The sequence below is a fragment of the Streptomyces noursei genome, from assembly GCF_016917755.1.
In the GTDB taxonomy this organism is placed as follows: Bacteria; Actinomycetota; Actinomycetes; order Streptomycetales; family Streptomycetaceae; genus Streptomyces; species Streptomyces yunnanensis.
Window position 1 is genome coordinate 5797681 of the sequence record NZ_CP070326.1, and the last position, 22445, is coordinate 5820125.

Genomic DNA, 22445 nt, shown 5'->3' on the forward strand with positions numbered 1-22445 from the left:
TGGAGACACATCCGGACCGTTTCGTCGCGTCGCGTTACGCCTCGGCGCGCTGCGTCCGGTGCGGCGGCCGGTGGCGATGCGCCCGTTCGGGGGTGCGGCGGGGCTCCGGGCCCCGGCATGCGGAAGGGCCCCGGTGGGGCGCTGTGCGCCGTGCCGGGGCCCTTCCGCGTCGGTGCGGTGGTGCCGTCAGAGCCGGCCGACCACGTAGTCGATGCAGGCCGTCAGCGCCTCGACGTCCGCCGGGTCGATCGCCGGGAACATCGCGACCCGCAGCTGGTTGCGGCCGAGCTTGCGGTACGGCTCGGTGTCGACGATGCCGTTGGCGCGCAGCGCCTTGGCGATGGCCGCCGCGTCGATGTCGTCGCTGAAGTCGATCGTGCCGATGACCTGCGAGCGCTTGGCCGGGTCGGTGACGAACGGGGTGGCGTGCTTGGAGTCCTCGGCCCAGCCGTAGAGGGCGCGCGAGGAGGCGGCGGTGCGGCCGACCGCCCAGTCCAGGCCGCCCTGGCCGTTGATCCACTCCAGCTGCTCGTTGAGCAGGAAGAGGGTGGCGAGGGACGGGGTGTTGTACGTCTGGTTCTTCAGGGAGTTGTCGATCGCCGTGGGGAGCGAGAAGAACTCCGGGACGTGGCGGCCGGACGCGTGGACGGCGCGGGCGCGCTCCAGGGCGGCCGGGGAGAAGACGCCGAGCCAGAGGCCGCCGTCGGAGGCGAAGGACTTCTGCGGCGCGAAGTAGTAGACGTCGGTCTCGGTGATGTCCACCGGGAGGCCGCCGGCGCCGGAGGTCGCGTCGACCAGCACCAGGGCGCCCTCGTCGGCGCCGGCCACCCGTCGGATCGGGGCGGCGACACCGGTCGAGGTCTCGTTGTGGGTGAAGGCGTAGACGTCCACGCCGGCCTCGGCGACCGGCTCCGGGTGGGTGCCCGGGTCGGCGGAGATGACGGTGGGCTCGGCCAGCCACGGCGCCAGCTTGGCGGCCTTGGCGAACTTCGAGGAGAACTCGCCGAACGAGAGGTGCTGCGACTTGTTCTCGATCAGGCCGTGCGTCGCGATGTCCCAGAAGGCGGTGGAGCCGCCGTTGCCGAGGATGACCTCGTAGCCCTCGGGGAGCTGGAAGAGGTCGCGCACGCCCTGCCGCACCTTGCCGACCAGGTTCTTGACCGGGGCCTGGCGGTGCGAGGTGCCGAGCAGGGAAGTACCGGTGGCGGCCAGCGCGTCGAGCGCCTCCGTACGCACCTTGGAGGGGCCCGCGCCGAAGCGTCCGTCGGCGGGCTTGAGGTCAGCGGGGATCTCGATATCAGCCACGGGGGCAGCCTAAAGGGTCGCGCGGGGACCCGGCGGGGCGTCCAGCCGGTGAGATGACGGACGGTCGGAGTGTGGACGCGCGGTGTGACCGGGACCGCGCCGGCGGTCACCGCCGGCTACGGGCGGTCCGCCGCGTAGAGGTCCGAGAGCGCCGCCCAGTCGCGCGGTTCTACCGCGGCCAACTCGCCTTCGGCGCTGAGCAGATCGATGACGCGCTGACCGGCTACCTGCGCTGGACCGAGACCGTCCCTCGGACTGATCGTCTACCGTTTCTAAAGACTGAGCGGGAGTGAGTCCTGGTGCCAGGACTGCTGCTCAGCCGCGTGTCCCGAACGGTGTTGGGCACGCTGGTCGCCCGCGTTCGCTCCGCTACCGGGCGGCACGCATCTCGTGCGTGGTCCGGGAAGGCGGGGGCGGGTTTCCTCACGCCGTCGGGTCTCCGATCCGGCCTGGGCGGTCCGATGCCCGTATCCATCGCTCTGGTGGGTACGGGGCGGTGCCGTCCGTCGCCGGATCGGGTGCCCGAGGGCGCGTCGTCCGATCGCCACGGCTGCCGCGTCGTGGCGAGAGGTCTTGCGGGTTGTGGTGGTGAGGGGCTGCTGCCAGTGCTGGGCACCCCACCGGGAGGTGTAGGCCGGATCCACCGCGACGATGGCAACGCCCTGTTCGGCGGCCATCGTTGTCAGCCGGGCCTTCAGCCTGGCGGTGGGGAAGCGGGAGATCAGGCGGCGGAAGCGCTTGTTGCGGCCGTACTTTTCGCGGGTCTTGCCGTCGGTGAAGTCGAGGTCCTCGATGGCGATCGCAGCGGCCCCGCAGCGGCGGGTGTGGTGGAGCAGCCGGGTCAGAGCGTGGCGGATCTGAGCGTCCCGATGCGAGGTACTGCCGGACAGGTCGTAGAAGAAACGCCGCGGCTCGCCGACCGGGTTGCCATGCATGTCCAGGTGCCAGGCGGCGAGATGGTCGTCGTTCATGTCGACCGCCACCAGGCCCCGGGCCAGGGCCGCCTCCAGCGGCAGCGGCGGGACGGGAGTGCGTTGCCAAGAGGCGGTCACGTACCAGCGGCTGCGCACCGTGTCGAGGTGGATGCGATAGGCCACGGCCCGGTTGTTCGTGATCCGGTCCGCCCACTCCTCGCCCCTGTGCCTGAACTGAGCAGTCGCTTGCAGGATGTACCGGCCGTGCGGCGCATTGGCCAGGTGAGCAAGGATAGCCGGGAGCTTGATCGCGACCTGTCCGGTTTCGGTGATGCGGATGGTCTCATTGCCCAAGCGCTTGCCAGACTCACCGTCCGCGGCCAGGAACATCCGCGCCGCATGCCACCGCTCCCGCCACGCCCGCTCGTCCAGCCCGGCCTCGTAGAGGCGGTGGCGCAGCCGGGCGGGCTGTTTGCCGCCACGCACCACGTGCACCCGGCCTGCGGCCCAGTCCGCCTCCAGCCCCGCCAGCCGGTCCCGCAGGACGTGGAGGCGGCGGGACTTGGCATGCCACTCCGCCCGGGAGCCGTACCCGCGCGGCAATCGTTCACGCTTGTCCGCCCTGGCGCCCAGCGGGCGGGCCAGCCGGGCCTCGATCCGCGCGATCTGCCCGCGCAGCCATCCTTTTTCGGCCGCCTGGCAGCGCCGTGCAAGCGACCACTGGTCGTGTGTGGCCTTGGTGATGCTGCCTGCCCATCGTGCCGACGAGACCTCGGAAAGCTCCCGCTTCCGCCTCGCCCACGAGGTGGCATCGTGCTCCAGCGCCTGCCTGCATCGCACCGCGAGATCATGAGCGGCCAGCGAGCCGAGGAACGCCCCGACCTTGCGCAGCACCGCCGCATCCGTCTCCGATACCCGCAACCGGGCCCGGACCGCCAACCCTGACGGGCCGGGCACCACGAACGGATCCGTCAGCTCACGCAGCCCGCCCACCTCCACCGCCAACGTCGAGATCCCGTCACGGCATCCAACGAGCCCCACCCGAAAGGGTCACCCATTCGGCACGCAAACTGTCATTCGCTTTTTCGGGAGGCATGTCAACTCGGCTCGGCGCCGACAGGCGGTGCTCACTCGTTCCCGCCAGGCCGCGCTTGAACTCGGTCGAGCGGTAGCAGTTCCAACCCCACCTGCCGCAGTCGCCGGCCCACCTGCGCGGACGCCACGGATCGCGTCCTCCGGCGGCGCCGAGGAGGGCGAGCGCCTGGGGGCGCCGCTGCGCGCGGTCGGCCACCGGGACGCCCGGTTCGCGCTGCGGGTGCTGTCCCCGCTGGGCGCCACCGACCCCGAGGGCGACCTGACGACCGTCCGGAAGGTGCACGCCGAGGTGTTGGCGGTCGTGGAGCCCTGGCGGCTCGGCCGGAACGTCAACTTCCTCCTCGGCGAGCAGCAGGGGCGGGCGGACGCCGCGGAGGTGGCCCGCAGCACCCACGGCGCGGCCGCCCGGGCCCGGCTGGCGGACCTCAAGGCCGCCCACGACCCGGAGAACGTCTTCCGCTTCCACCCGTCTGAGGTGTGAGACGGTACGCCGCCCCTGATGTCGGCCGGCGCGCGCCCGGCTAGCTGAAGACGGCCGCCAGGACGATCAGCGCGACGAGGATGACGAGGGTCTCCCACCGGGCCGCGCGGCGCAGCGTGTCCAGCGACGACGCACCGCCGGACGACCGGTGCGGCTGCCAGGCGGAGCCGTCGTCCGACGAGTGGTGGGAGCTGTGGTGGACCGTGTGGTGGGACGTGCCACCGGATGCGTCGTCGCTCATGCGTTCCATGCTAGGGGTGGTGGTGCAGTTATCCACAGCCCTTGATCGCCCCCCGCCCTTTCCGGGCACCCTGGAGTCATGGCTGATCGCACGGAGACGGACAAGCGGAACGGCGACGGATCGGATACGAGCGGATCGGGCACCGGCGGCCGGCGTGGGCGGGCGACCGACCGGGCGGCGGCGGCCCGGGCGGACCTGGCGCGCGAACTGGCCGCGGCGGTGCGGGGCGAGGTCTCGGCCACCGCCGGGGACCGGGCGCTGATGACGATGGACGCGTCCAACTACCGGCGGGTCCCGGACGCGGTGGTCGCGCCCCGGGACGCCGAGGACGTCGCCGCGGCCCTGCGGGTCTGCCGGGAGCGCGGCGTCCCGGTGGTGCCGCGCGGCGGCGGCACCAGCATCGCCGGGCAGGCCACCGGCACCGGCGTCGTCCTGGACTTCACCCGCCATATGCGCCGGATCGCCGCGCTGGACCCCGAGGCCCGCACGGCCGTCGTCCAGCCCGGCGTCGTCCTCGACGACCTCCGGGCCGCCGCCGCCCCGCACGGGCTGACCTTCGGCCCCGACCCCTCCACCCACAGCCGCTGCACCCTCGGCGGCATGATCGGCAACAACTCCTGCGGCTCGCACTCCGTCGCCTGGGGCACCACCGCCGACAACGTCCACACCCTGGACGTGCTCACCTACGGCGGCGAGGCGGTCCGGGCCGGCCGCGGCACCGACCCCGAGGGCCGCCCCACCGGCCTCCCGCCCCGTCTGCGCGACGGTGTCCAGGCCCTGGTGGGGCGGGAGTTGGCGCTGCTGCGCACCGGCTACCCCGCCGGCCTCCCGCGCCGCATCTCCGGCTACGCACTGGACGCGCTGCTCCCCGAGGCGGGCACCGACCTGGCCCGTGCCCTCACCGGCAGCGAGGGCACCCTCGGCGTCGTCACCGAGGCCGCCGTCCGACTCGTCGAGGCCCCCGCGGCCCGCGCCCTGGCCGTCCTGGCCTACCCCGACGAGAGCGCCGCCGCCGAGGCCGCGCACACCCTCCTCCCGCATTGCCCGCTGACCGTCGAGGGGATGGCCGCCGACCTCGTCGGCAAGGGCGCCGCCGGGCTGCCCGACGGCGGCGCCTGGCTGTTCGTCGAGATGGGCGGGGCGAGCCGCGCCGAGGCCGCCGCCCGCGCCGAGGTGCTGTGCCGTGCCGCGATCGCGGACGGCGCCACCGGCCACGCCCTCGTCGCCGACCCGGCCGGCCAGCGCGCCCTCTGGCGGATCCGCGAGGACGCCTCCGGCACCGCGACCCGGATGCCCGACGGCACGGAGGCATGGCCCGGCTGGGAGGACTGCGCCGTCCCGCCCGCCCGACTCGGCCCGTATCTACGGGACTTCCGCGCCCTGCTCGCCCAGCACGGCCTGCGCGGCACCCCCTACGGCCACTTCGGCGACGGCTGCATCCACGTCCGGATCGACTTCGACCTGCTCACCCCGCCCGGCATCCGCCGCTTCCGGGACTTCTCCACCGACCTGGCCGCCCTGGTGGTGGCGCACGGCGGATCACTCTCCGGCGAGCACGGCGACGGCCAGGCCCGCGCCGAACTCCTCCCCGCGATGTACGGCGACGAACTGGTCGGCCTCTTCGGCGCGTTCAAGGACCTCTGGGACCCGGCCGGGGGCCTCAACCCCGGCATGCTGGTCCGCCCCGCCCGCCTCGACGACAACCTTCGCTTCGCCCCGCTGCCGAAGGGCCCGGTCCCGGTGGAGTTCGGCTACCCGCACGATCACGGCGACTTCCCGGCCGCCGTCCGCCGCTGCGTCGGCGTCGCCAAGTGCCGTACCGAAAAGCTCGGTTCGGGATCGTCCGATGTGATGTGCCCGTCGTACCGCGCCACCGGCGAGGAGCGGCACTCCACCCGGGGGCGCGCCCGGCTGCTGCACGAGATGCTCGCCGGCGAGGTGATCACCGACGGCTGGCGCTCCCCGGAGGTGCGCGACGCCCTCGACCTCTGCCTCTCCTGCAAGGGCTGCCGCAGCGACTGCCCCGTGGGGGTCGACATGGCCACCTACAAGGCGGAGTTCCTGCACCACCACTACGCGGGCCGGATCCGCCCCGCCGCCCACTACGCCATGGGCCGCCTGCCGCAGTGGCTGCGCGCCGCCGCCCCCGCGGCGCCGCTCCTCAACGCCCTCGCCCGCACCCCGCTCGCCGCGGTCGCCAAGCGGCTCGCCGGGATCGCGCCGGAGCGGGAGATCCCGGCGCTGGCGGGGGAGACGTTCCGGCGCTGGTGGTGGCGCCGGCGCGCCGCCGGGGGCGCGCCGACGGGCGGCCGGACGGTCGTCCTGTGGCCCGACACCTTCACCGACCACCTGTCCCCGGAGGTGGGCCGGGCCGCCGTCCGCGTCCTGGAGGCCGCCGGACTGCGGCCCCTGCTCCCGCCCACCGCGCCCCTGGCGAAGCGCCCGTCGTTCCCGCTGCCCCGCCTCCACCGCCCCGGCCTGTGCTGCGGCCTGACCTATGTCTCCACCGGCCAACTCACCCAGGCCAGGGCCGTCATGCGCCGCACGGTCGAGGCGCTCGGCCCCCTGGTGCGCCCCGGCCGCCCCCTGGTCGTCCTCGAACCGAGCTGCGCCGCGGCGCTCCGCACCGACCTGCCGGAACTGCTCTCCGACGACCCCCGGGCCGCACGGCTCGCCGCCTCCGTCCGCACCTTCGCCGAGGTCCTGGAGGAACTGGCCCCCGACTGGACCCCGCCCCGCCTCGACCGCCCCGTCGCCGGCCAGACCCACTGCCACCAGCACGCGGTCCTCGGCGACGCCGCCGACCGCCGACTTCGCGAACGCGCCGGCCTGACCGGCGACTTGAGCGGCGGCTGCTGCGGCCTGGCCGGCAACTTCGGCTTCGAACGCGGCCACTACGACGTCTCCGTCGCCTGCGCCGAGGACCAACTCCTCCCCGCCGTGCGCGAGGCGCCCCCGCACACCGAGATCCTCGCCGACGGCTTCTCCTGCCGGACCCAACTCGCCCAACTGGGCGCGCGCCGGGGACGACACCTGGCGGAGGTGCTGGCGGAGGCCCTGGGGGAGGGACCGGGGCCCGGCTGACCGTAGGAGGTTGTCTCTTCACGGGAACGCGGTTCACCGGCTCGGCCGGCTTGCGCTCCGCCCTTTCACGTCTTTCACGGAAAGTCCATTCATGGGAAAGATAAGGCTGATTCACCTTTTGGAAACCTCTCGCCGTTCATGATGGCCACTGGCTTACGCCGAACGTCGGAGATGGTCCAATGCGCGTAGCTGAGCGGCTTACGAGCCGGGTACGGAATGCACTCGACGGCCCCATGGGAATCGGATGCGTGACGGTGGGGATCCTTGCCGTCTCGGCGGTCCTGGAGCCCCTGGGGGCCCCGTCGCCCCAACTCCTCCTCGGGCTGCTGGTCGGGGCCGTGATCGCCTTGCGGGGCAGCCGGCGGCACCATATGTCGAAGACCGTCGACCAGAGCGTGCAGGCCCTCATCGGCGTCATGATCGGCGCCTATCTCCAGGTCTCGGTCCTGCGCGACGTGGCCGGTGCCATGCTTCCGCTGACGATGCTCACGCTGGTGACGACCGTCCTCAGCGTCGGAATTGCCGTCATGATCGCGCGGACCGGCCGAATGGACCGGCTCACCGCGACGCTCGGAATGATCGCCGGAGGGTCGGTGGCCGTGACGTCGTGCGCGAAGGACATGGGCGCGGATTCTCGAGTCGTGGCGTTTATGCAGTACACCCGTGTCGCCGTGATTTCGGCCGCCGCGCCGCTGGTGGCCATGCTCATCGCCGACCCCGCGGCCGGCGGCACAGGGGACGACGGTGGTGCGAGCGCCACCGCCGGATGGTCCTGGGACCTGGTGCCCCGAGGCGATCAGCTGGCCGGGGTGTCCATCACCCTCGTCCTGGCCGCCGTTGGCATGCGCCTGGCCCGGCGCATCAGGCTGCCCAGCGCGGCTCTCCTGGGGCCCATGCTGCTCTCCGCGGCCGTCACGGCGCTCGGCCTGACGCACGGCTATTCGCCGGCGGGCCTGTTCAAGGAGACGCTGCTGGTACTCGTCGGGTTGGAGGTGGGCCTGCGCTTCGACCGCGAGACCGTACAGGCGGTGAGGCGCATGATCCCGCTGGTACTGGGTGCGATCTTGCTGCTCTGCGGTGTCATCGGGGGGATCGCCGTCGGGCTGGCCCCGGTGCTGGGGGTGAGCCGGGCCGACGCCTACCTCGCGACGACGCCCGGCGGTATCAACGCGGTCCTCGCCAGCGCGTCGACCAGCGATGCGCACATGGGGCTGATCTCCAGTGTGCAGACGCTGCGGCTGTTCCTCATGGTGTTGCTGCTGCCCCTGCTCCAGGGGTGGCTGGCGCGAAGTTCCGCTCAGCGCACCGAGACCGCGCAGGGACGGCAGGAGAGGCGCCAGCGGAAGCCGGGGCCCGAGTCCGAGCCCGAGCCTGCAGCAAGGGACGCTTGACGGTGCCCTTCTGCAGCGGGGGGATGTCGTCAGACCTCACACCGCGGAGATGACGCGGCTCGATGCTCATGCGTGCGGAGCATAACAACCGGCGAAAAGGCATTTCACGTGCGCGAACGCGGGTCGTAGCGTGGAGGGTGTGAATGCTTCCTCCGCGCCTTTCGGGCCGTCCGCCGAGCCCTCGTCTGCCGAGTCCGTGTCCGCTGAGTCCTCTTCCGGTGCGTTCGGCTCCGGGATACCCCGGCCCGTGCCGCCCTCGCCCGAGGTGTTGTCGGCCGAGGCGCAGGCCGCGGCCCACGGGCTGGGCGATACGGGTGCGGCGCGGGCGCGGGGCCGGCTGGTGTCGGTGGGGTTGGTCATCGGCGGGATCGTCTCGCTGCAGTTCGGGTCGTCGGTCGCGGTGCTGCTGTTCCCGCGGGCCGGCGCGCTGGGTGTCGTCACGCTGCGGCTGGTCGTGGCGGCGCTGGTGCTGCTCGTCGCCTGCCGGCCGAAGGTACGGGGCTACGGGCGGGCGGACTGGGCCACGGTCGTCGCCTTCGGCGTGGCGCTCGTCGGCATGAATTCGCTCTTCTACCAGGCGATCGACCGGATTCCCTTGGGGGCCGCGGTCACCCTGGAGTTCCTCGGGCCGTTGATCCTGTCGGTGGCGACGTCCCGGCGGCTGCTGAGCGTGGTGTGGGCGGCGCTGGCGCTGGGCGGTGTGGTGCTGCTGGGGCGCGCGGGGTTCGACGGGCTGAACTTCGTCGGGGCCGGATGCGCGCTGGCGGCCGGTGGGCTGTGGGCCGCGTACATCCTGCTGTCGGCGCGGACCGGGCAGCGGTTCCCGCAGGCGGACGGGCTGGCGTTGGCGATGACGGTGGCGGCGGTGCTGAGCCTGCCGCTGGGCGTGCTCAGCGCGGGCACGGCGCTGCTGAACCCGGTGACGGTGGGGCTGGGCGCCGCCGTGGCGCTGATGTCGTCGGTGCTGCCGTACACGCTGGAGCTGCTGGCGCTGCGGAAGCTGCCCGCTTCGGGGTTCGCGGTGATGATGAGCCTGGAGCCGGCCGCGGCGGCCACGGCCGGGTTCCTGGTGCTGGGGCAGGCGCTGGGGTGGGTCGAGTTGGTGGCGATCGGGCTGGTGGTGGTGGCCAGTGCGGGGGCGGTTCTCAGCGGCTCGCGCCGCTGAGGTCTTCCCTCCCACGCGCCGCTGACCAGACCCGCCCGAACGCCGCAGGGGCAGCGCACAGACGGGGCCTTCGGTCACCGCATCCAGGCTGGTTCAAGCGCCCGGACCTCAGAGCGGTACGCACTCACGATCTTGAAGAACGCTTCAGGGTCGCGATCGACCATCTCTGACAGCTCGCAGTACAGCTTGTACGCCTCTCCCGGCATCTCGTACGGGCAGACGCCGGAGCGGCACCGCCACCACACCCCCGTAGCGCTGACAAGGCGACTGCCGCAGCGGGGGCACGGCTGGGCTACGCAGGCTTGCTCGTCCCGCACGGGTAGCAGATCCACCAGCCGTCCTGGTTCGGAGTCATCTCCTGACCGCACTTGTCGCACGCTACCCGCGTTTCGTACAGATCCCTGTTGCACTCCATTAGCCCTACATCGGGGAGACGCGATTGTTCCACCGTCCGCCGGGTGGCGGCAGTGGGGTGCACGGCTGACGCAGGGGTTCAAGCCGTTGACAGCCGACTGACCCACAAGGGGTCCGGTAACCCGCCCCGGGAAACCAGGCTCGGCAGATGCGGGACCAACCGACAGTCGAGTATTCCCACCCTGGTCTACGTTGGCGAAGTGCCGTTCACCGACGGGGGTTCTCTGAAGAGGGCACTGCCGTACTGGATCCCGAACAACTCGAAGTGGTCATCACCCGTGGCGCGTGCGTGGTTGAGACACCACTCTCGGGCTTCATCCTCGGAGGGGCTATCGAGGCTCATTTCCCCACAGATAATGCACTTCCCCACGTGCCTCAGGCCCCACTCTGAATCGAGTTGGAGCGCCCAGTCACGCAACCGCTCACGCTCGCTCACGGCGTTCCCTCCGGACGCTCCGGGGCCTCACCGACCACATCCTGTATGGCGTCGATGCATGCAGCCAGACCACGCAACATCTCCCCCATCTCTTCGTCGGTCAACTCATCCAGCCACGTACGAAGTTTGACGTCCGCCTGCATGGCGTCGAGTTGGCGGTCAAGCTCCGGATACCTGCGGTGCCGGTTCCGTGCTTCCTCTACCTGAGCGCGCCACCGCGACCACACATCCCCGCTCATGAGCCAGCCGCCTTGTGGTGAGGGTGACGCCGCAACTCGACGTTGCAGTCGGTCACCTTCGACATGTCCCCACGAGAACGTGCTGCCGCACGTTGCCGGACCAAAGCCCCGCACACGTCACACCCCGCAACGGGCTCGGGGTCGGGCTTCGCGGTCGGGTCGGACAGGTGGACGGGGCCACTCAACCTCGGAGCCATCAGCACCCCACCCCCACACCGTGAATCCAACGCGGCCCCGCTTCGACGCCGTCCGTCGCTAGCCACAGCGCACGGCGCCGCCCACGCTGCAACCGCCGCTCCTGGCGCTCCTGGGGCGTCAGGACGTACGGACGGAGGAACGCCACGTCCTCACCCCGCAGCAACCGCTGTTCGACGGGGACGCGGGGGATGGCGAGCGTGGGGGTGTCGGGGAGTTCGGGGGTGGGCGGTGCGTCGGCCGAACGGTGACGCCCACGGGCGGGAAACAACAGGTGCAACAGCAGTTCGATGATCCACGCGCTATGTTTGCGCATGTCGTCAACCTCCCAGGGGTTGATGGCCACGCCCCCGGACCGACGCACATCGGTCGCGGGGGTCTTCTGTCGGTCAGTCGGGAGTGACCGTATGACCCCTGGGAAGGGAGAGGGGGCACACTTTGTGCCCCTTGCTTCAGATCGCCAACATGCCAAGCTTGACGGCTAGTTCACTTGCTCGGCGCCGCTGAGCCGGGTTCTTGGACTCGGTCTCTTCCAACACGATCCGCCGGGCATAGCCGTTGTAACGGATGGTCTCCGGCGCGGCCTCGTAAGCCTTGTCGAGAGTGGCTAGCGCGGCTTCGGTCTGTCCATCGAGTTGGTATCCGCGTGCTTCCTCGATGCGGTGCCTGGCACGCCGGGGGCGCGAAGGGATTGTGGTGGAGTCCGCGGCAGCTGCCTGCCGTACGCTTTCAGCACCTGCATGTAGCTCAACCGCGACAGTGACCGCGTGTGCCCCTATAACGGTTCGTGAGAACGATGTCACAGGGTGGTAGTAGTCAGCTGGCAACCGTTCTGCCATTGCACGTGCTGTGTCCCAGTACTGCCAGGCGGTTCCCGATTCTCCACGTCGGGCGGCTGTGTATCCAGCCTCGAATTGGAGTGCGCCGGTAATGGCGAGTACATCATCACTAGCGTCGGGCAGGAATGGCTCCAGATACCGGAGCGTTTCAAGATTCACCGCGTCTGCCGCGTCGAAGTGAGCTGGCCCGCTGTCTCGATGGGCCTGTGCAGCCAGCCAGGCCGCGACGCCAACAGTGTGCGGATCTGCGGATTCTTGTGCAGAGATCATTCCGCGCTCCACGACACGCCACAGTAGCGACGCATCCGGTTGGTACGCAATGAAGAATTGGCTCAGGCTGTATACCTCGGAGAGTGCGGCTTGAGCCGTGCGTCGATCGCTCGATGAGTCCGCTTGCCGGACGGAAAGTTGCGCATCCTCAATGAGACCAGGCAACAGTGCCCCGATGACGTCGCGGTGATTGGGTGCCGAGTGCCGGGCGCTCCAAGCCCGTTCAAGACGTTGCCGGAGGTGCGTTTGAGTTGGGGCCTCTCTCTGCGTTGTCAGCGGAAACGCGTTGATGGCCGAACGCACCAGGGGAAGACGGGCGTGTCCGGGGCCGGTGAACAACTCGATTGCCATCGACTGATCACCAGTGAGATCCGATAGGTCACCGACCCTCAAAGCTTCTGCAATGCGCAAAACCATCGGAAGCTTGGGCATTTGAAGGCGTCCACCCTCGATTTGCTTAACCCAACTCGGCGACTTTCCTAGCAGACCAGCCATCACGTCACGACTCATGCCGCGACGGGTTCGTAGGATCTGCATGCGCTGGCCGAAGGCAACCGGCTCGGCGAACGGGTCCGGGGTAGTATCTGGAGACACGGCCTTGCCCCTCTCTGTACAGCTTCGTCACTGTCAGGGTACGGGGTAAGGCCGTTCCTGTTGATCCCTTGCGGGCGTCGCTTCCCTCGCAGCAAGCCCGGGTGGTGCCACACGCCCACACGGCCACCCTCCAGCACCATCACGGAGGGTGGCTGTTCGCATGCCCGATAGCGCAGAATGGTTGAAAGCTTCAACCATGTCTCAGTTTCTGGAGACTCTCTCTATTCCCCCTCCCGCGGGTGGGGGAATCCAGGCGGGTGGGGGCCGGCGCGGGTGGGACTCCGCAGGGCTGATTCAGCGGCCGGAGCGGATGACTTTCTTGCCGTCCTGGCTGAGAGGGACCGGGATCGACTGCGGCGCGCTGCGCTTCGTGCGGCCGTCGAGATCCTTCTGCACCACGTTCACGTTGACGGCCACGCCCTGGCCCCCGCCGAACTTCCCGCTGGCAAAGGCGTCCACGCCGCCGGGGGTGATCTCGTAGCCGGAGGTGTCGATGATCGAGTGCGTACGGCAGTCGCGGAAGACCTCCTCGATGGGGACGAACCAGAGCCAGTGGTAGTCACCGTCGTGGTTGAGGTCGACCTTGTCGTTGAACCAGATCGCCACGGCTCCCGCCATGCTGACGGTGGCCGTCCAGTCGATGTCGTACTTCTGGGTGCCGATCACGAGGGACGCCTCGATGACCGACTTGGCTGGGATCTTGAGAGGGAGATCGACGCTCCAGTTCTGCGTCTCCTTGTGGGTGTACTCCTGGGTTGAGGAGAGGTTGGTCTCGATCGAGGTGGTCTCGGAAACCTTGGCCACGGCCGGGATCTCGGCCGACACCTCCATGGAGACGCCGATCTTCAGCGACTCGGTCACGGAGATGCGAAGGTCCTGCTCGGTCGTCTTGCTCTGCTTGTAGGTGACGGTCTGTTCGACGGACGACCCGTTGCGGTAGTTGGTCGTCACGGAGCTGACCTGACCCGGTATGGGCGAGGGGGCGTTGGGGTCGTAGGTGATGCCGGTGTACTTCGTGCTCACCTGGTACTTGTGGTAGTCGCCCAGCTCGCCGCGCTTGCCGTAGTCCGTGGAGGCGGTGAAGCGGCAGCCGTTGGACGCGGGGAACCGTTCCCGGGCCATCCACTTCCCCCACTCGTCGGTGATGTCCTGGAGCGAGCGGGCGGCCGCCTTGCGGGGCGGGGCGGCCTGAGGGGCGTTCGGCCGGCTGGGCGCTGCGACCGCGGCGCCCGCGGTCGCGAGCGAGACGGGGACGGCCGCCGCGAGGCCGGCGACGGGCACGGCGGCGAGGAGGCGCCGTCTGGAGACATGGCTCATGAGGGTCCCAATCCGAGGGGGCGGAACGAGGGAAACGTCTTGGGAAGCAATGGAATCGGCGATCTTCCCTCGCACATAGGGACTTTGGTCCTGATTCAGCGTTTCGGGCGGCAACCGGGGCATTCGCACGGCGGGTAGCGCCCCGGCGCGTCGTCCACGAGCCGTGCCGGGTCGTCGGTCCGCACGACGACCTTACGGAGCGGGGTACGCACCCCGGCCGCCGAAACCCGGTACACGGACAGGGTCATCCGACGGGGGCTGATCTTCACCGCCCTCGCTCCCGCCCCTGCTGATTCTCCGTACGTTCGCGAATCCAGGCCGCCAGACGGGATGCCTCGGAATCGCGAATCCCGCCCAGCTCCACCCGCCCCCGTTCCATGACCGGATATCCGCCCCGGAGGGACGGGAAGGTGAACCCGGCGGCGGCCAGTGCGCCCGCCAACTCCTCTGCCGCGCGTTGCCCTTGGGCCAAAGCGCTGTCCCCGGATGAGGGGCTTTTCTGATTCATGCGTCCGATGGTCGGACCGCTTGCTAGCGACCCGGCGATGGACGGGCTGCACAGAGCGCCGTCCGGGCGGTGGCGTTCAGGTCTTTGTCCTGGGCGTCCGTCTCGCCCGGGTAGAGGTTCATCATGGCTGTGGCCTGCCTGCCGTCGAAGGTGACCGCGCTCGTCGTCTGGTAGCCGACGATCCCGCCGTCGTGCCCCCAGGCGAGGCCACCGCACGGCAGTGGGTGGCTCTCCAGGCCGAGGCCGTAGGCCCCGCCGTCCAGGGAGCCGGTCGGCCGGGTCTTCATCATCTGCTGAAGCTGGGCGGGCCGGAGCAGCTGGCCGTGGACGAGCGCGTCCAGGAAGCGGTTCATGTCGGCGCCGCTGGAGATCATGGCGCCGCTCGCGCCCGCGACCGTGGGGTTGAGCGCGGTGGTGTCCTTGAGCGGCGCGTCTTTGTCCTTCCGCACATAGCCGCGGGGGTGCGGGCCCGGGATCTTCGAGGCGTCGACCGGGACGGACGTCTGGCGCAGGTGGAGCGGTTCGATGATGCGTCGGTGTATCTCGTGGCCGTACGTGTGCCCGGTCACCCGCTCTATGAGCATGCCGGCCAGCAGGTAGCCCGTGTTGGAGTAGCGCCAGCCGGTGCCGGGCGCGAAGGACGGGCGGTGGGCGAGCGCCAGCCGCACGAGATCGCGGGTGTTGTGGTGGGTCAGCGGTTTGTCGACGACGTCCTGCGGCTTGAGGTAATCGAGGTAGTCGGGCAGGCCGCTGGTGTGCTGGAGAAGTTGACGGACCGTAATCTTGCGCCCGTCGTTGTCGTGGCCGCGGACGACGCCGGGGAGATAGCGCTCGATCGGCGCGTCGAGGACCACGCGGCCCTCACCCACCAGTTGGAGCACGACGGTCGCCACGAACGGCTTCGTCATGCTGCCGATCCGGAACCTGCTGTCCGCGCGCACCGGCGTGTGCCGCCGCACGTCCGCGACGCCGCTGGTCAGCACCGCGCGGCCGGACCGGTTCCGCAGTGCGACCAGCGCGCCGGGGCCGCCATCGGTCGTGGTCAGCCGTTGCAGGAGTGCGCGGAGCTGGGGGTATTCGGCGGAGGGCGCGGCGGTGTTCGGCCGCGCGTGGGCGTCGTCCGGCTGCGCGCCAAGGGCGACACCGGCGACCGCGGCCAGCACGAGCAAGCCGCCCAACGCTCGCTTGTACGTGGTTTGCTTGAGCGTGATCATGTATGCGTCCTCGGAGGTGGCAGGCGTGGTGGTCGGGCGAGCGGCGCGTCTGTGGCCGAGGCTGCCGTGCGCGCCGATCCCCTTACGTGCCCCATGCTGGCCGGGGCGTGCGAGACGGCGTAATGGGGCGACTGCCCGGATAGGCAGTGGGGACAGCCCCAGGGACACGCCGGCAACACCCGGCCCCTTCGTCGTGCAGGGCACAACCAGGGCCCAGAGGCAAGCAACGAGGTGTTCGCGAAACTCACCTACAAGGCCATGCGCGGCCGGCGGGAAGGTCGGTGTAGTCGGCGAGGTTGGCGGGCGGCTGCGCGACCACATGGCGTGCGCGGCGGAGAACTTCCCGGACGTGTAGACGCCCGCAAACGCAAGAAGGCCCGGCTTCCCGCGACTTGAGTTCTAGCGATCATCGCAACACTGGCTCAGGCAGCGAGTAGATCACGTAGACGCTCGGCTGGTGTATCCCAGTCGAGCGTCTTGCGTGGGCGGCCGTTGAGTTCCTGCGCGACGTGATCGGGATGGCGCCGGGTTCGGTGCTGGGTGCCCAGACGATGCGCCAGGTGTCGTCCCACTCGCATCCGCAGCCGTGGTCCGAGTGCGGGTGCCGTAAGAACACGCCCCAGGCCAGCACGGCGCACGGGATGCGCGAGATGAGTACCGAGGGGTCGTCGCCCGGGTAGAGGTGCAGGTTGCGCCAGCCGTGCACCTGGGCCATGTACGCGGCGGCGGCTTCGCTGATGTCGGCCGACCTCTGGTGACCGAGCACGAGGAACGCGACCGGGTAGAGGTGATCGCCGGTGGGCTCATCGAGCCCGATGACGTGCAGGCCGCGGTGAGCGACGAAGCCGTTCTCCACCGCTTCCTCGCCGGGGGTCCAGAGCTGTTCGACGGGGTGCATGGTGTCGTCGTCGGCCTCGCTGGTCTCGATCTCGTACAGGACTGTGGTGGTCACGCGCTCACCCCTGTGACGGCGTCGGGCAGGAGCGCGGCGATGTCGGTGCCGTGCGGGTCGGTGTAGCTCTCGTGGTCGCTGACGTCGAACGGTGCATCCTTCGCGGTGACGGTGAAGCCGGGGATGACGGTGGCTGCTCGGCCCTCCAACTCGATGTTGAGGCGGTGGGCGTCGTGGGAGGCGAGCCAGGTCTGGGTGTAGGGCCCGAGGCGGAGCAGTGTGTAGCCGGTGCCGTCGCTGCGTCGAGCTTCGACGTGGACGCCGTAGTGAGCGGGGGCAGGCCGACGTCATGGGGGAGGGACAAGCCCGCGGCGGCGTGGGTGAGCACTGAAGACGGGGAACTGGTCACGGTCGGCGTCGAAGATGCAGCGGTAGTCGCCATACCGGTCCATCACCATGTCGTTCAGGGCGGGGACCTTGGCGCTCTCCAGCACATGCAGCGCATCGATGGTGAGCCGGGCCGGGGCGGCCGGATCGTTGAGCCTTACGGCGGTCCGGTCACACGCAACAGGTCGCCGGGCTGGATCTCGCTGAGCAGCACCACGGCGATGCGTGGGTCATGGGTGGAGCAGGCGAACACGGTGTCCGGGGCGTCGGTCGTGAGCTGCTCTGCGTCAGCGGGGGAGTAGATCAGTTCGAAGCACGCAGTGCCCCAGGGGATCGTAGGCCGGGATGGCGTCGACGTAGCCGTCGATGGCCAGGCGGAGGGTGCCATGCGCGCTATCGAGGTCCCCCCTGGAGATGCTGTCCTTGAGGAGCTGGTAGTTGCGGCGCTGCTGGGTGGTGTGAGGGACTGGGGGCAGGTGCGGCGGAAGAACTCGCCGGCGGGGGTGTCCTCGGTGAGAGTGCGGGCAAGGGCGGGTTCGTCGCACGGCGGACTACCACGGTGCGCAGATGCCCTGGCCGCCCGTCACTCGATGCGGCTCCCACTTGCCGGGCCCACCCAATTGAATGGAACACAACAGCTCGCACCGGGAGGATCCATGCCGTTGACCCGCAAGGGCGTCGCGACCAGGCAACGCATCATCGAGGGCGCCGCCGACCAGATCCGTGAACAGGGCGTCTTCGCGGTGAGACTGGAGGACGTCATGGCCCGCACGACGACGAGCAAGAGCCAACTCTTCCACTACTTCCCGGAGGGGAAAGACGAACTACTCCTGGCCGTAGCCCGACACGAGGCGTCTCGGGTGATCGACGAGCAGCAACCCGAGCTCGGCTCCCTCACCTCCTGGACAGCCTGGCAGCAGTGGCGTGACAAGGTCGTCGCCCGCTACCGCACGCAGGGCAGCGACTGTCCCCTCCACACGGCCCTCGCCCACCTGGGCGGGGCCACGGATGCCACCAGGGCCGTGGCGGGCGAACTGCTCGGCCGGTGGCAGCGGGAACTCGCCGCGGGGATCCGTCACATGCAGAGCGTCGGCGAGATGGGCCCAGGACTGGACGCCGATCGAGAGGCCGCGGCACTGCTGGCCGGCATCCAGGGCGGCGTGCTGATCCTCATGACCACGGGTGGCCTCGCTCACCTGGAGGCCGCGATCGACCTGGGCATCGCCCACCTTCGCGCTTCCGCCCGCCGCGACCGCTGACAATCTCCGCCGCCGGACGACACGCAGCCGTCGCAGTGCCGACGGCCTGTGCCTCCGCCGACACACCGGAGACCTGAATCGCCGAGTTCGTGACCTACTGCTCGCCATACTCCGGTGTGATCAACCGGCCCGCTCCTGCAGTCGCATGACCGATGCGCCGGCGTGCGGCCGTGGAGCACAGTTGGGCCGACGTCATCGCGGACGGCCCACCAGAACGGAATACCGGTGGCGCACAGAGGTTTCCAGCTCACTTCAGAGAGGTCCCTGCTCATGCGCTCCACCACCGCTCCAGTGGCGGCGCCCGTCGCGCCAGGCCGCAGGCGTGGAGCGGAGCCGCCGGCCCAACTGTGCTCCGCTGCGGCATGTCGGCGCATCGGTCATGTGACCGTGGCACGAGATGGCTCATCACGCCGGGGTAAGTCGATTAGCAGGATGTGCAGTTCGCCTGCCACGGTCCGCGTGGCTTCGGTGACCTCGTTCAAGGGGTCGGCGCGTTGGTTGGCGGTTGGTCAGGGCAGGAGGAGCAGTTTGCCGGTGGTACGCCGCGATTCGAGGTCGGTGTGGGCGCGGGCGGCGTCCGCGAGCGGGTAGCGGCCGGTGACATGCGGGGTGAGCCGTCCCGTCAGGATCAGGTCGAAGACCTCCCCGGTCCGCTGGAGCAGGGCCTCGCGGGTGGCGACGTGGTGGTGCACCACGGGGTAGGTCAGCAGGATGCTCTTGGGCAGGTCGGTGGGCCGCAGTGTCGGGACGCCCATGAACGGGCCGTAGTAGGCGTGCACCCCATGGGGGCGCAGGGCTGCCTGGGAGGAGCGGAAGGTTTCGGCGCCGCCGCCGTCGTAGACGACGTCGGCTCCCCGTCCGTCGGTCAGCTCCCTGACCTGCTCCTCGAAGCCGCCGCCGGAGTGGACGAGGACGTGGTCGGCGCCGGCCTCCTTCGCGACGGGTGCCTTCCCTTCTCGGGAGACCAGGCCGATCACCCGGCCACCGCGGGCACTGATCATCTGGGTGAGCAGCCGGCCGACGCCGCCCGCCGCGGCGTGCACCACGGCCGTGTCGCCCGGGCCGATCGGGTAGGTCTCCGTACTCAGGTGGCTGGCAGTCAGGCCCTGCATCATCACGGATGCGGCGGTCTCGTCACCGATGCCATCGGGCACCTTGACGAGCGAGTCCGCCGGGACGGCGAGGAACTCGGCGTAGCTGCCGGGATGGTAGAACCAGGCCACCCGGTCACCAACGGCCAAATCCCGGACTCCGTCGCCGAGTTCGACGACGTATCCCGTCCCCTCGACGCCGAGGACGGCCGGAGCCACCCAGCCCGGGCCACCCTCGGCACGGGCACCGACGTCCATGTAGTTCACGCCTGCGGCACCCAGCCGCACCAATGCCTCGCCCGGGCCGGGCACCGGATCCGGCAACTCGGTCCAGCGCATGACCTCAGGACCGCCGTGCTCCTCAATACGTATCGCATGCATGGAATGACGCCTTCCTGTGCGGGCTCATTGTGGGGAGGTGAACGGTCGGCACGTTAGGCGGCCAAAAATGGACCGGCAAGTCCATAATCGCGCTGTGGCAGAGGAGTTGGCCGCCCACTGTTGACCTGCGACAGTCCGCTGGAAGAAGCATGCTGATGCCAGCGACCACAAGCTGATCAGAGAACTCCGGTGACGGCGGAACCATGGAATCCGTACTCCCGCCCACTGTCCGTGTGCGGAATCCGAGGTCCGGCATACGGGGCGCGCCCTGGGGCGTGCACGGCCGTGCGGAGAATTCCCCTCCCTGAAAGATCTGCTCCAGTCGCCCGAGTGGCAGGGCCAGTCTTGGGGAGGGAGCGGTTGCGGCGGACGGGGTTGTGCCCGGCGCGCCCGGTGCCGGGGACCCGCTGGTCGGCTGGGACGAGGACCTGCGAGTGGTTCGTGAACGGCTGCGCCTCGGGGCGGGCGGCGGCACGCTGCTACTGGCCGGAGAGGCCGGAGCAGGGAAGGGCGGTCTCCTGCTCGGGGTTGGCGGTGCGGGTGCCGGCGGGCGTCTTGAGGACGCGCGGCAGGTGGACTGCAGGTGCTCGACTACGACTTCGCGGCCGCGGTCGCGGCGTACTCGGGCCAGGAGTTCGGTGAGACCGCTGGCTCTTTTCCGGACTAAAGCCCGACCAGTGATGGCGCGCGTACGGAGAGTGTTCCTAGTGGCGCGTGGTGATGGCTGTATCCGAGGAGGTCGGGCATGGGTGACGGAGAGTCTGCGTCGGTGGCGCTGCGAGTCTTCGCCGGACAGTTGAAGCTTTTCCGCGAGCTGGCCGAGTTGAGCCGGGAGGAGCTGGGGCGGAAGTTGGGTTACGCGCCGCACACGATCAAGGCGTACGAACTGGGGCAGCGGATTCCGGGCGCGTCGACGGTGGAGCAGGCGGACGAGCTGCTGGGCGCGAGGGGCGTACTGAAGGCGGCAATTCCGCTGCTGGAGGAGGCGCAGTACCCGACGTTCTTCCGTGATGTCGCGAAACTGGAGCGGAAGTGTGTACGCCGATGCTCGTACGAGACGCTGGTCGTGCCGGGGCTGTTGCAGACGAAGGACTACGCGCGTGCGGTCTTCGAATCGCATGTCCCTGCCCTCACGGACGATGAGGTTGAACGCCTGGTCTCAGGCAGGCTCGAACGGCAGGGGCTACTCACGCGCGAGGACCGGCCGCCAGTGCACTTCATTGTCGAGCAGTGCGCGCTGGAGCGCCCGATCGGCGGCTGGAAAGTCCACCGTGAGCAGATGGCAAGCATCCTGGGGCGGCTACGGCTGCGCAATGTCTCCCTCCAGGTCATGCCGACGAACATTGAGGAACATCCATGCACCGACGGTCCGTTGGTCTTGCTGGAGATGCCCGATCCGCGCACGCTGGGCTACCTGGAGGGCCACGCGAGGAGCCAGCTCGTCTCCGACCGAAGGAGAGTCGCCGAACTCGTGGATCGCTATGCCATGATCCGTACGCAGGCTCTGTCCACCAGGGAATCCATTCAAATCATCGAGAAGTTGGCGGGGTAGGAATGAACAGCGAACTGGTCTGGCGCAAGTCGAGCCACAGCAGCTCCTCCGGCGGCGAATGCGTCGAGGTCGCCACCAGCCCGGCCACCGCTCACGTCCTCATACGCGACTCCAAAGACAAGCCCGGCCCCCACCTCACCCTCACCCCCGCCGCCTGGACCGCCTTCGTTCGTTACGCCGCATCGGCGCCCGTGCGGCCGTAACGCGGGGCGCTCGCGCGTCGCGTATGCGGGGGCGCGGCATGGCAAGAAATCATGCATGCGTGCTTGATTGTTTCTCGGCGCGCTGCCACCCTCGGTTCTCGCATCACCGCAGCTGTCAACGTGCCCTGTCCGTAGGGGACATGGGCGTCCGGCGTGGATGAGGAGAGCGCGCGATGGCCGATCCGCGGGAGGTTCGGGAGGTCCTGGCGGACCTACGGGCCGAGGGTGAGGAAGTCGACGGACTGGTGGCGGGGCTGCCGGAAGCGGAGTGGGGGCGGGCGACCCCGGCCGCCGGATGGAGCGTCGCGCACCAGATCGCACACCTGCTGTGGACGGACGAGCGGGCCGTGCAGTCCGCGGTCGACCCCGAGGGGTTCGGGCGGGAGGTGGCGGCGGCGCTCGCCTCGCCGGAGACGTTCGTGGACGAGGGGGCCGAGCGCGGGGCCCGACTGGCCCCCGCCGAGCTGCTGGCGCGGTGGCGGGCGAGCCGGGCGGAGCTGCTGGAGGTGCTGGCGGCGCAGCCCCCGGGCGCGAAGTTGCCCTGGTACGGGCCGCGGATGAGCGTGGCGTCGGTGGCCACCGGGCGGCTGATGGAGACCTGGGCGCACGGGCAGGACGTGGCGGACGCGCTGGGGGTGCGGCGGGTGCCGACCGCGCGGCTGCGGCACGTCGCCCGGATCGGGGTGCGGGCCAGGGGCTACGCGTACACGGTGCACGGGCTGACGCCGCCGGCCGAGGAGTTCCGGGTCGAGCTGGTCGGGCCCGGGGGCGAGGAGTGGGTGTTCGGGCCGGCGGGGGCCGCGCAGCGGGTGAGCGGGACGGCGTGGGACTTCTGCCTGTTGGTGACGCAGCGGGCGCATCGGGACGATGTCTCCCTGGTGGCGGTGGGGGCGGACGCCGAGCGGTGGCTGGGCATCGCGCAGTCCTTCGCGGGGCCGGCGGGGGCCGGGCGGGCGCCGGGAGAGGTACGGCGGTGAC

General features: G+C 70.2%; 20 protein-coding genes. 8 read left to right on the forward strand and 12 right to left on the reverse strand.

Annotated features, from left to right (window positions below):
• Positions 1–186: 186 nt before the first annotated feature.
• Together serC and JNO44_RS25745 are read right to left on the reverse strand one after the other, a co-directional pair.
• Complete coding sequence (gene serC, locus JNO44_RS25740; protein ID WP_205366272.1) at positions 187–1305, reverse strand: phosphoserine transaminase; 1119 nt, start codon at positions 1303–1305, stop codon at positions 187–189.
• Positions 1306–1577: 272 nt separating this feature from the next.
• Positions 1578–3260: an IS200/IS605 family accessory protein TnpB-related protein gene (locus JNO44_RS25745; RefSeq protein ID WP_420882680.1), complete on the reverse strand. Its 1683-nt coding sequence runs from the start codon at positions 3258–3260 to the stop codon at positions 1578–1580.
• An 82-nt stretch (positions 3261–3342) separates the two neighbouring features.
• Here JNO44_RS25745 and JNO44_RS25750 point away from each other — a divergent pair, with 82 nt between their 5' ends.
• The gene (locus JNO44_RS25750; protein ID WP_205366273.1) at positions 3343–3795 is read left to right on the forward strand and encodes a BBE domain-containing protein; all 453 of its coding nucleotides are present in this window, start codon (positions 3343–3345) and stop codon (positions 3793–3795) included.
• 40 nt (positions 3796–3835) lie between these two features.
• Here JNO44_RS25750 and JNO44_RS25755 read toward each other — a convergent pair whose 3' ends face one another.
• Positions 3836–4036 (reverse strand): hypothetical protein, encoded by a 201-nt coding sequence (locus JNO44_RS25755; protein ID WP_205366274.1) that lies wholly within the window; start codon positions 4034–4036, stop codon positions 3836–3838.
• A gap of 78 nt (positions 4037–4114) precedes the next feature.
• Here JNO44_RS25755 and JNO44_RS25760 point away from each other — a divergent pair, with 78 nt between their 5' ends.
• The 3 genes from JNO44_RS25760 to JNO44_RS25770 all read left to right on the forward strand — a co-directional run bounded on the left by JNO44_RS25760 (position 4115) and on the right by JNO44_RS25770 (position 9676).
• Positions 4115–7120, forward strand: a complete 3006-nt coding sequence (locus tag JNO44_RS25760) for an FAD-binding and (Fe-S)-binding domain-containing protein (RefSeq protein WP_240167659.1) — start codon at positions 4115–4117, stop codon at positions 7118–7120.
• Positions 7121–7353: 233 nt separating this feature from the next.
• Positions 7354–8511, forward strand: coding sequence for an AbrB family transcriptional regulator (locus tag JNO44_RS25765; RefSeq protein WP_240167660.1), 1158 nt, complete (start codon positions 7354–7356; stop codon positions 8509–8511).
• Positions 8512–8758: 247 nt separating this feature from the next.
• Entirely contained in the window at positions 8759–9676 is a 918-nt protein-coding gene (locus JNO44_RS25770) for an EamA family transporter (RefSeq protein ID WP_420882681.1), read from the forward strand.
• A 601-nt stretch (positions 9677–10277) separates the two neighbouring features.
• Here the strand turns inward: JNO44_RS25770 and JNO44_RS45480 are convergent.
• From JNO44_RS45480 to JNO44_RS43695, 8 genes are all read right to left on the reverse strand, one after another.
• On the reverse strand, positions 10278–10526 hold the full coding sequence (locus tag JNO44_RS45480) for a DUF7848 domain-containing protein (protein WP_039633697.1): 249 nt from the start codon (positions 10524–10526) through the stop codon (positions 10278–10280).
• Positions 10523–10765, reverse strand: a complete 243-nt coding sequence (locus JNO44_RS25775) for a hypothetical protein (protein WP_205366276.1) — start codon at positions 10763–10765, stop codon at positions 10523–10525. Before JNO44_RS25775 ends, JNO44_RS45480 begins: the two co-directional genes overlap by 4 nt.
• 196 nt (positions 10766–10961) lie before the next feature.
• Positions 10962–11276, reverse strand: coding sequence for a hypothetical protein (locus tag JNO44_RS25780; protein ID WP_240167661.1), 315 nt, complete (start codon positions 11274–11276; stop codon positions 10962–10964).
• Positions 11277–11412: 136 nt separating this feature from the next.
• Complete coding sequence (locus tag JNO44_RS25785; protein WP_205366278.1) at positions 11413–12663, reverse strand: helix-turn-helix domain-containing protein; 1251 nt, start codon at positions 12661–12663, stop codon at positions 11413–11415.
• 294 nt (positions 12664–12957) lie between these two features.
• Positions 12958–13980, reverse strand: a complete 1023-nt coding sequence (locus JNO44_RS25790) for an ETX/MTX2 family pore-forming toxin (protein ID WP_205366279.1) — start codon at positions 13978–13980, stop codon at positions 12958–12960.
• A gap of 531 nt (positions 13981–14511) precedes the next feature.
• A complete protein-coding gene (locus JNO44_RS25795) occupies positions 14512–15702 on the reverse strand; it encodes a serine hydrolase domain-containing protein (protein ID WP_205366280.1) in 1191 nt (396 codons plus the stop codon).
• A gap of 406 nt (positions 15703–16108) precedes the next feature.
• Positions 16109–16654, reverse strand: a complete 546-nt coding sequence (locus tag JNO44_RS25800; RefSeq protein ID WP_205371454.1) for a hypothetical protein — start codon at positions 16652–16654, stop codon at positions 16109–16111.
• Positions 16651–16803, reverse strand: coding sequence for a hypothetical protein (locus JNO44_RS43695; protein WP_240167662.1), 153 nt, complete (start codon positions 16801–16803; stop codon positions 16651–16653). The genes JNO44_RS25800 and JNO44_RS43695 overlap by 4 nt, the downstream gene beginning before the upstream one ends.
• Positions 16804–17637: 834 nt before the next feature.
• Here JNO44_RS43695 and JNO44_RS25810 point away from each other — a divergent pair.
• Positions 17638–18240, forward strand: coding sequence for a TetR/AcrR family transcriptional regulator (locus tag JNO44_RS25810; RefSeq protein WP_205366281.1), 603 nt, complete (start codon positions 17638–17640; stop codon positions 18238–18240).
• A gap of 509 nt (positions 18241–18749) precedes the next feature.
• Here the strand turns inward: JNO44_RS25810 and JNO44_RS25815 are convergent.
• Positions 18750–19712 (reverse strand): quinone oxidoreductase family protein, encoded by a 963-nt coding sequence (locus tag JNO44_RS25815; RefSeq protein WP_205366282.1) that lies wholly within the window; start codon positions 19710–19712, stop codon positions 18750–18752.
• Positions 19713–20457: 745 nt separating this feature from the next.
• On the opposite strand from JNO44_RS25815, the gene JNO44_RS25820 reads away from it, so the two are divergent.
• The 3 genes from JNO44_RS25820 to JNO44_RS25830 all read left to right on the forward strand — a co-directional run bounded on the left by JNO44_RS25820 (position 20458) and on the right by JNO44_RS25830 (position 22444).
• Positions 20458–21264, forward strand: a complete 807-nt coding sequence (locus tag JNO44_RS25820) for a helix-turn-helix domain-containing protein (RefSeq protein WP_205366283.1) — start codon at positions 20458–20460, stop codon at positions 21262–21264.
• 2 nt (positions 21265–21266) lie between these two features.
• The gene (locus JNO44_RS25825; protein WP_205366284.1) at positions 21267–21467 is read left to right on the forward strand and encodes a DUF397 domain-containing protein; all 201 of its coding nucleotides are present in this window, start codon (positions 21267–21269) and stop codon (positions 21465–21467) included.
• 173 nt (positions 21468–21640) lie between these two features.
• Positions 21641–22444 carry a TIGR03084 family metal-binding protein gene (locus tag JNO44_RS25830; protein WP_205366285.1) on the forward strand — a complete coding sequence of 268 codons (804 nt, stop codon included), beginning with the start codon at positions 21641–21643 and terminating at the stop codon, positions 22442–22444.
• The last annotated feature ends 1 nt before the right edge of the window (position 22445 follow it).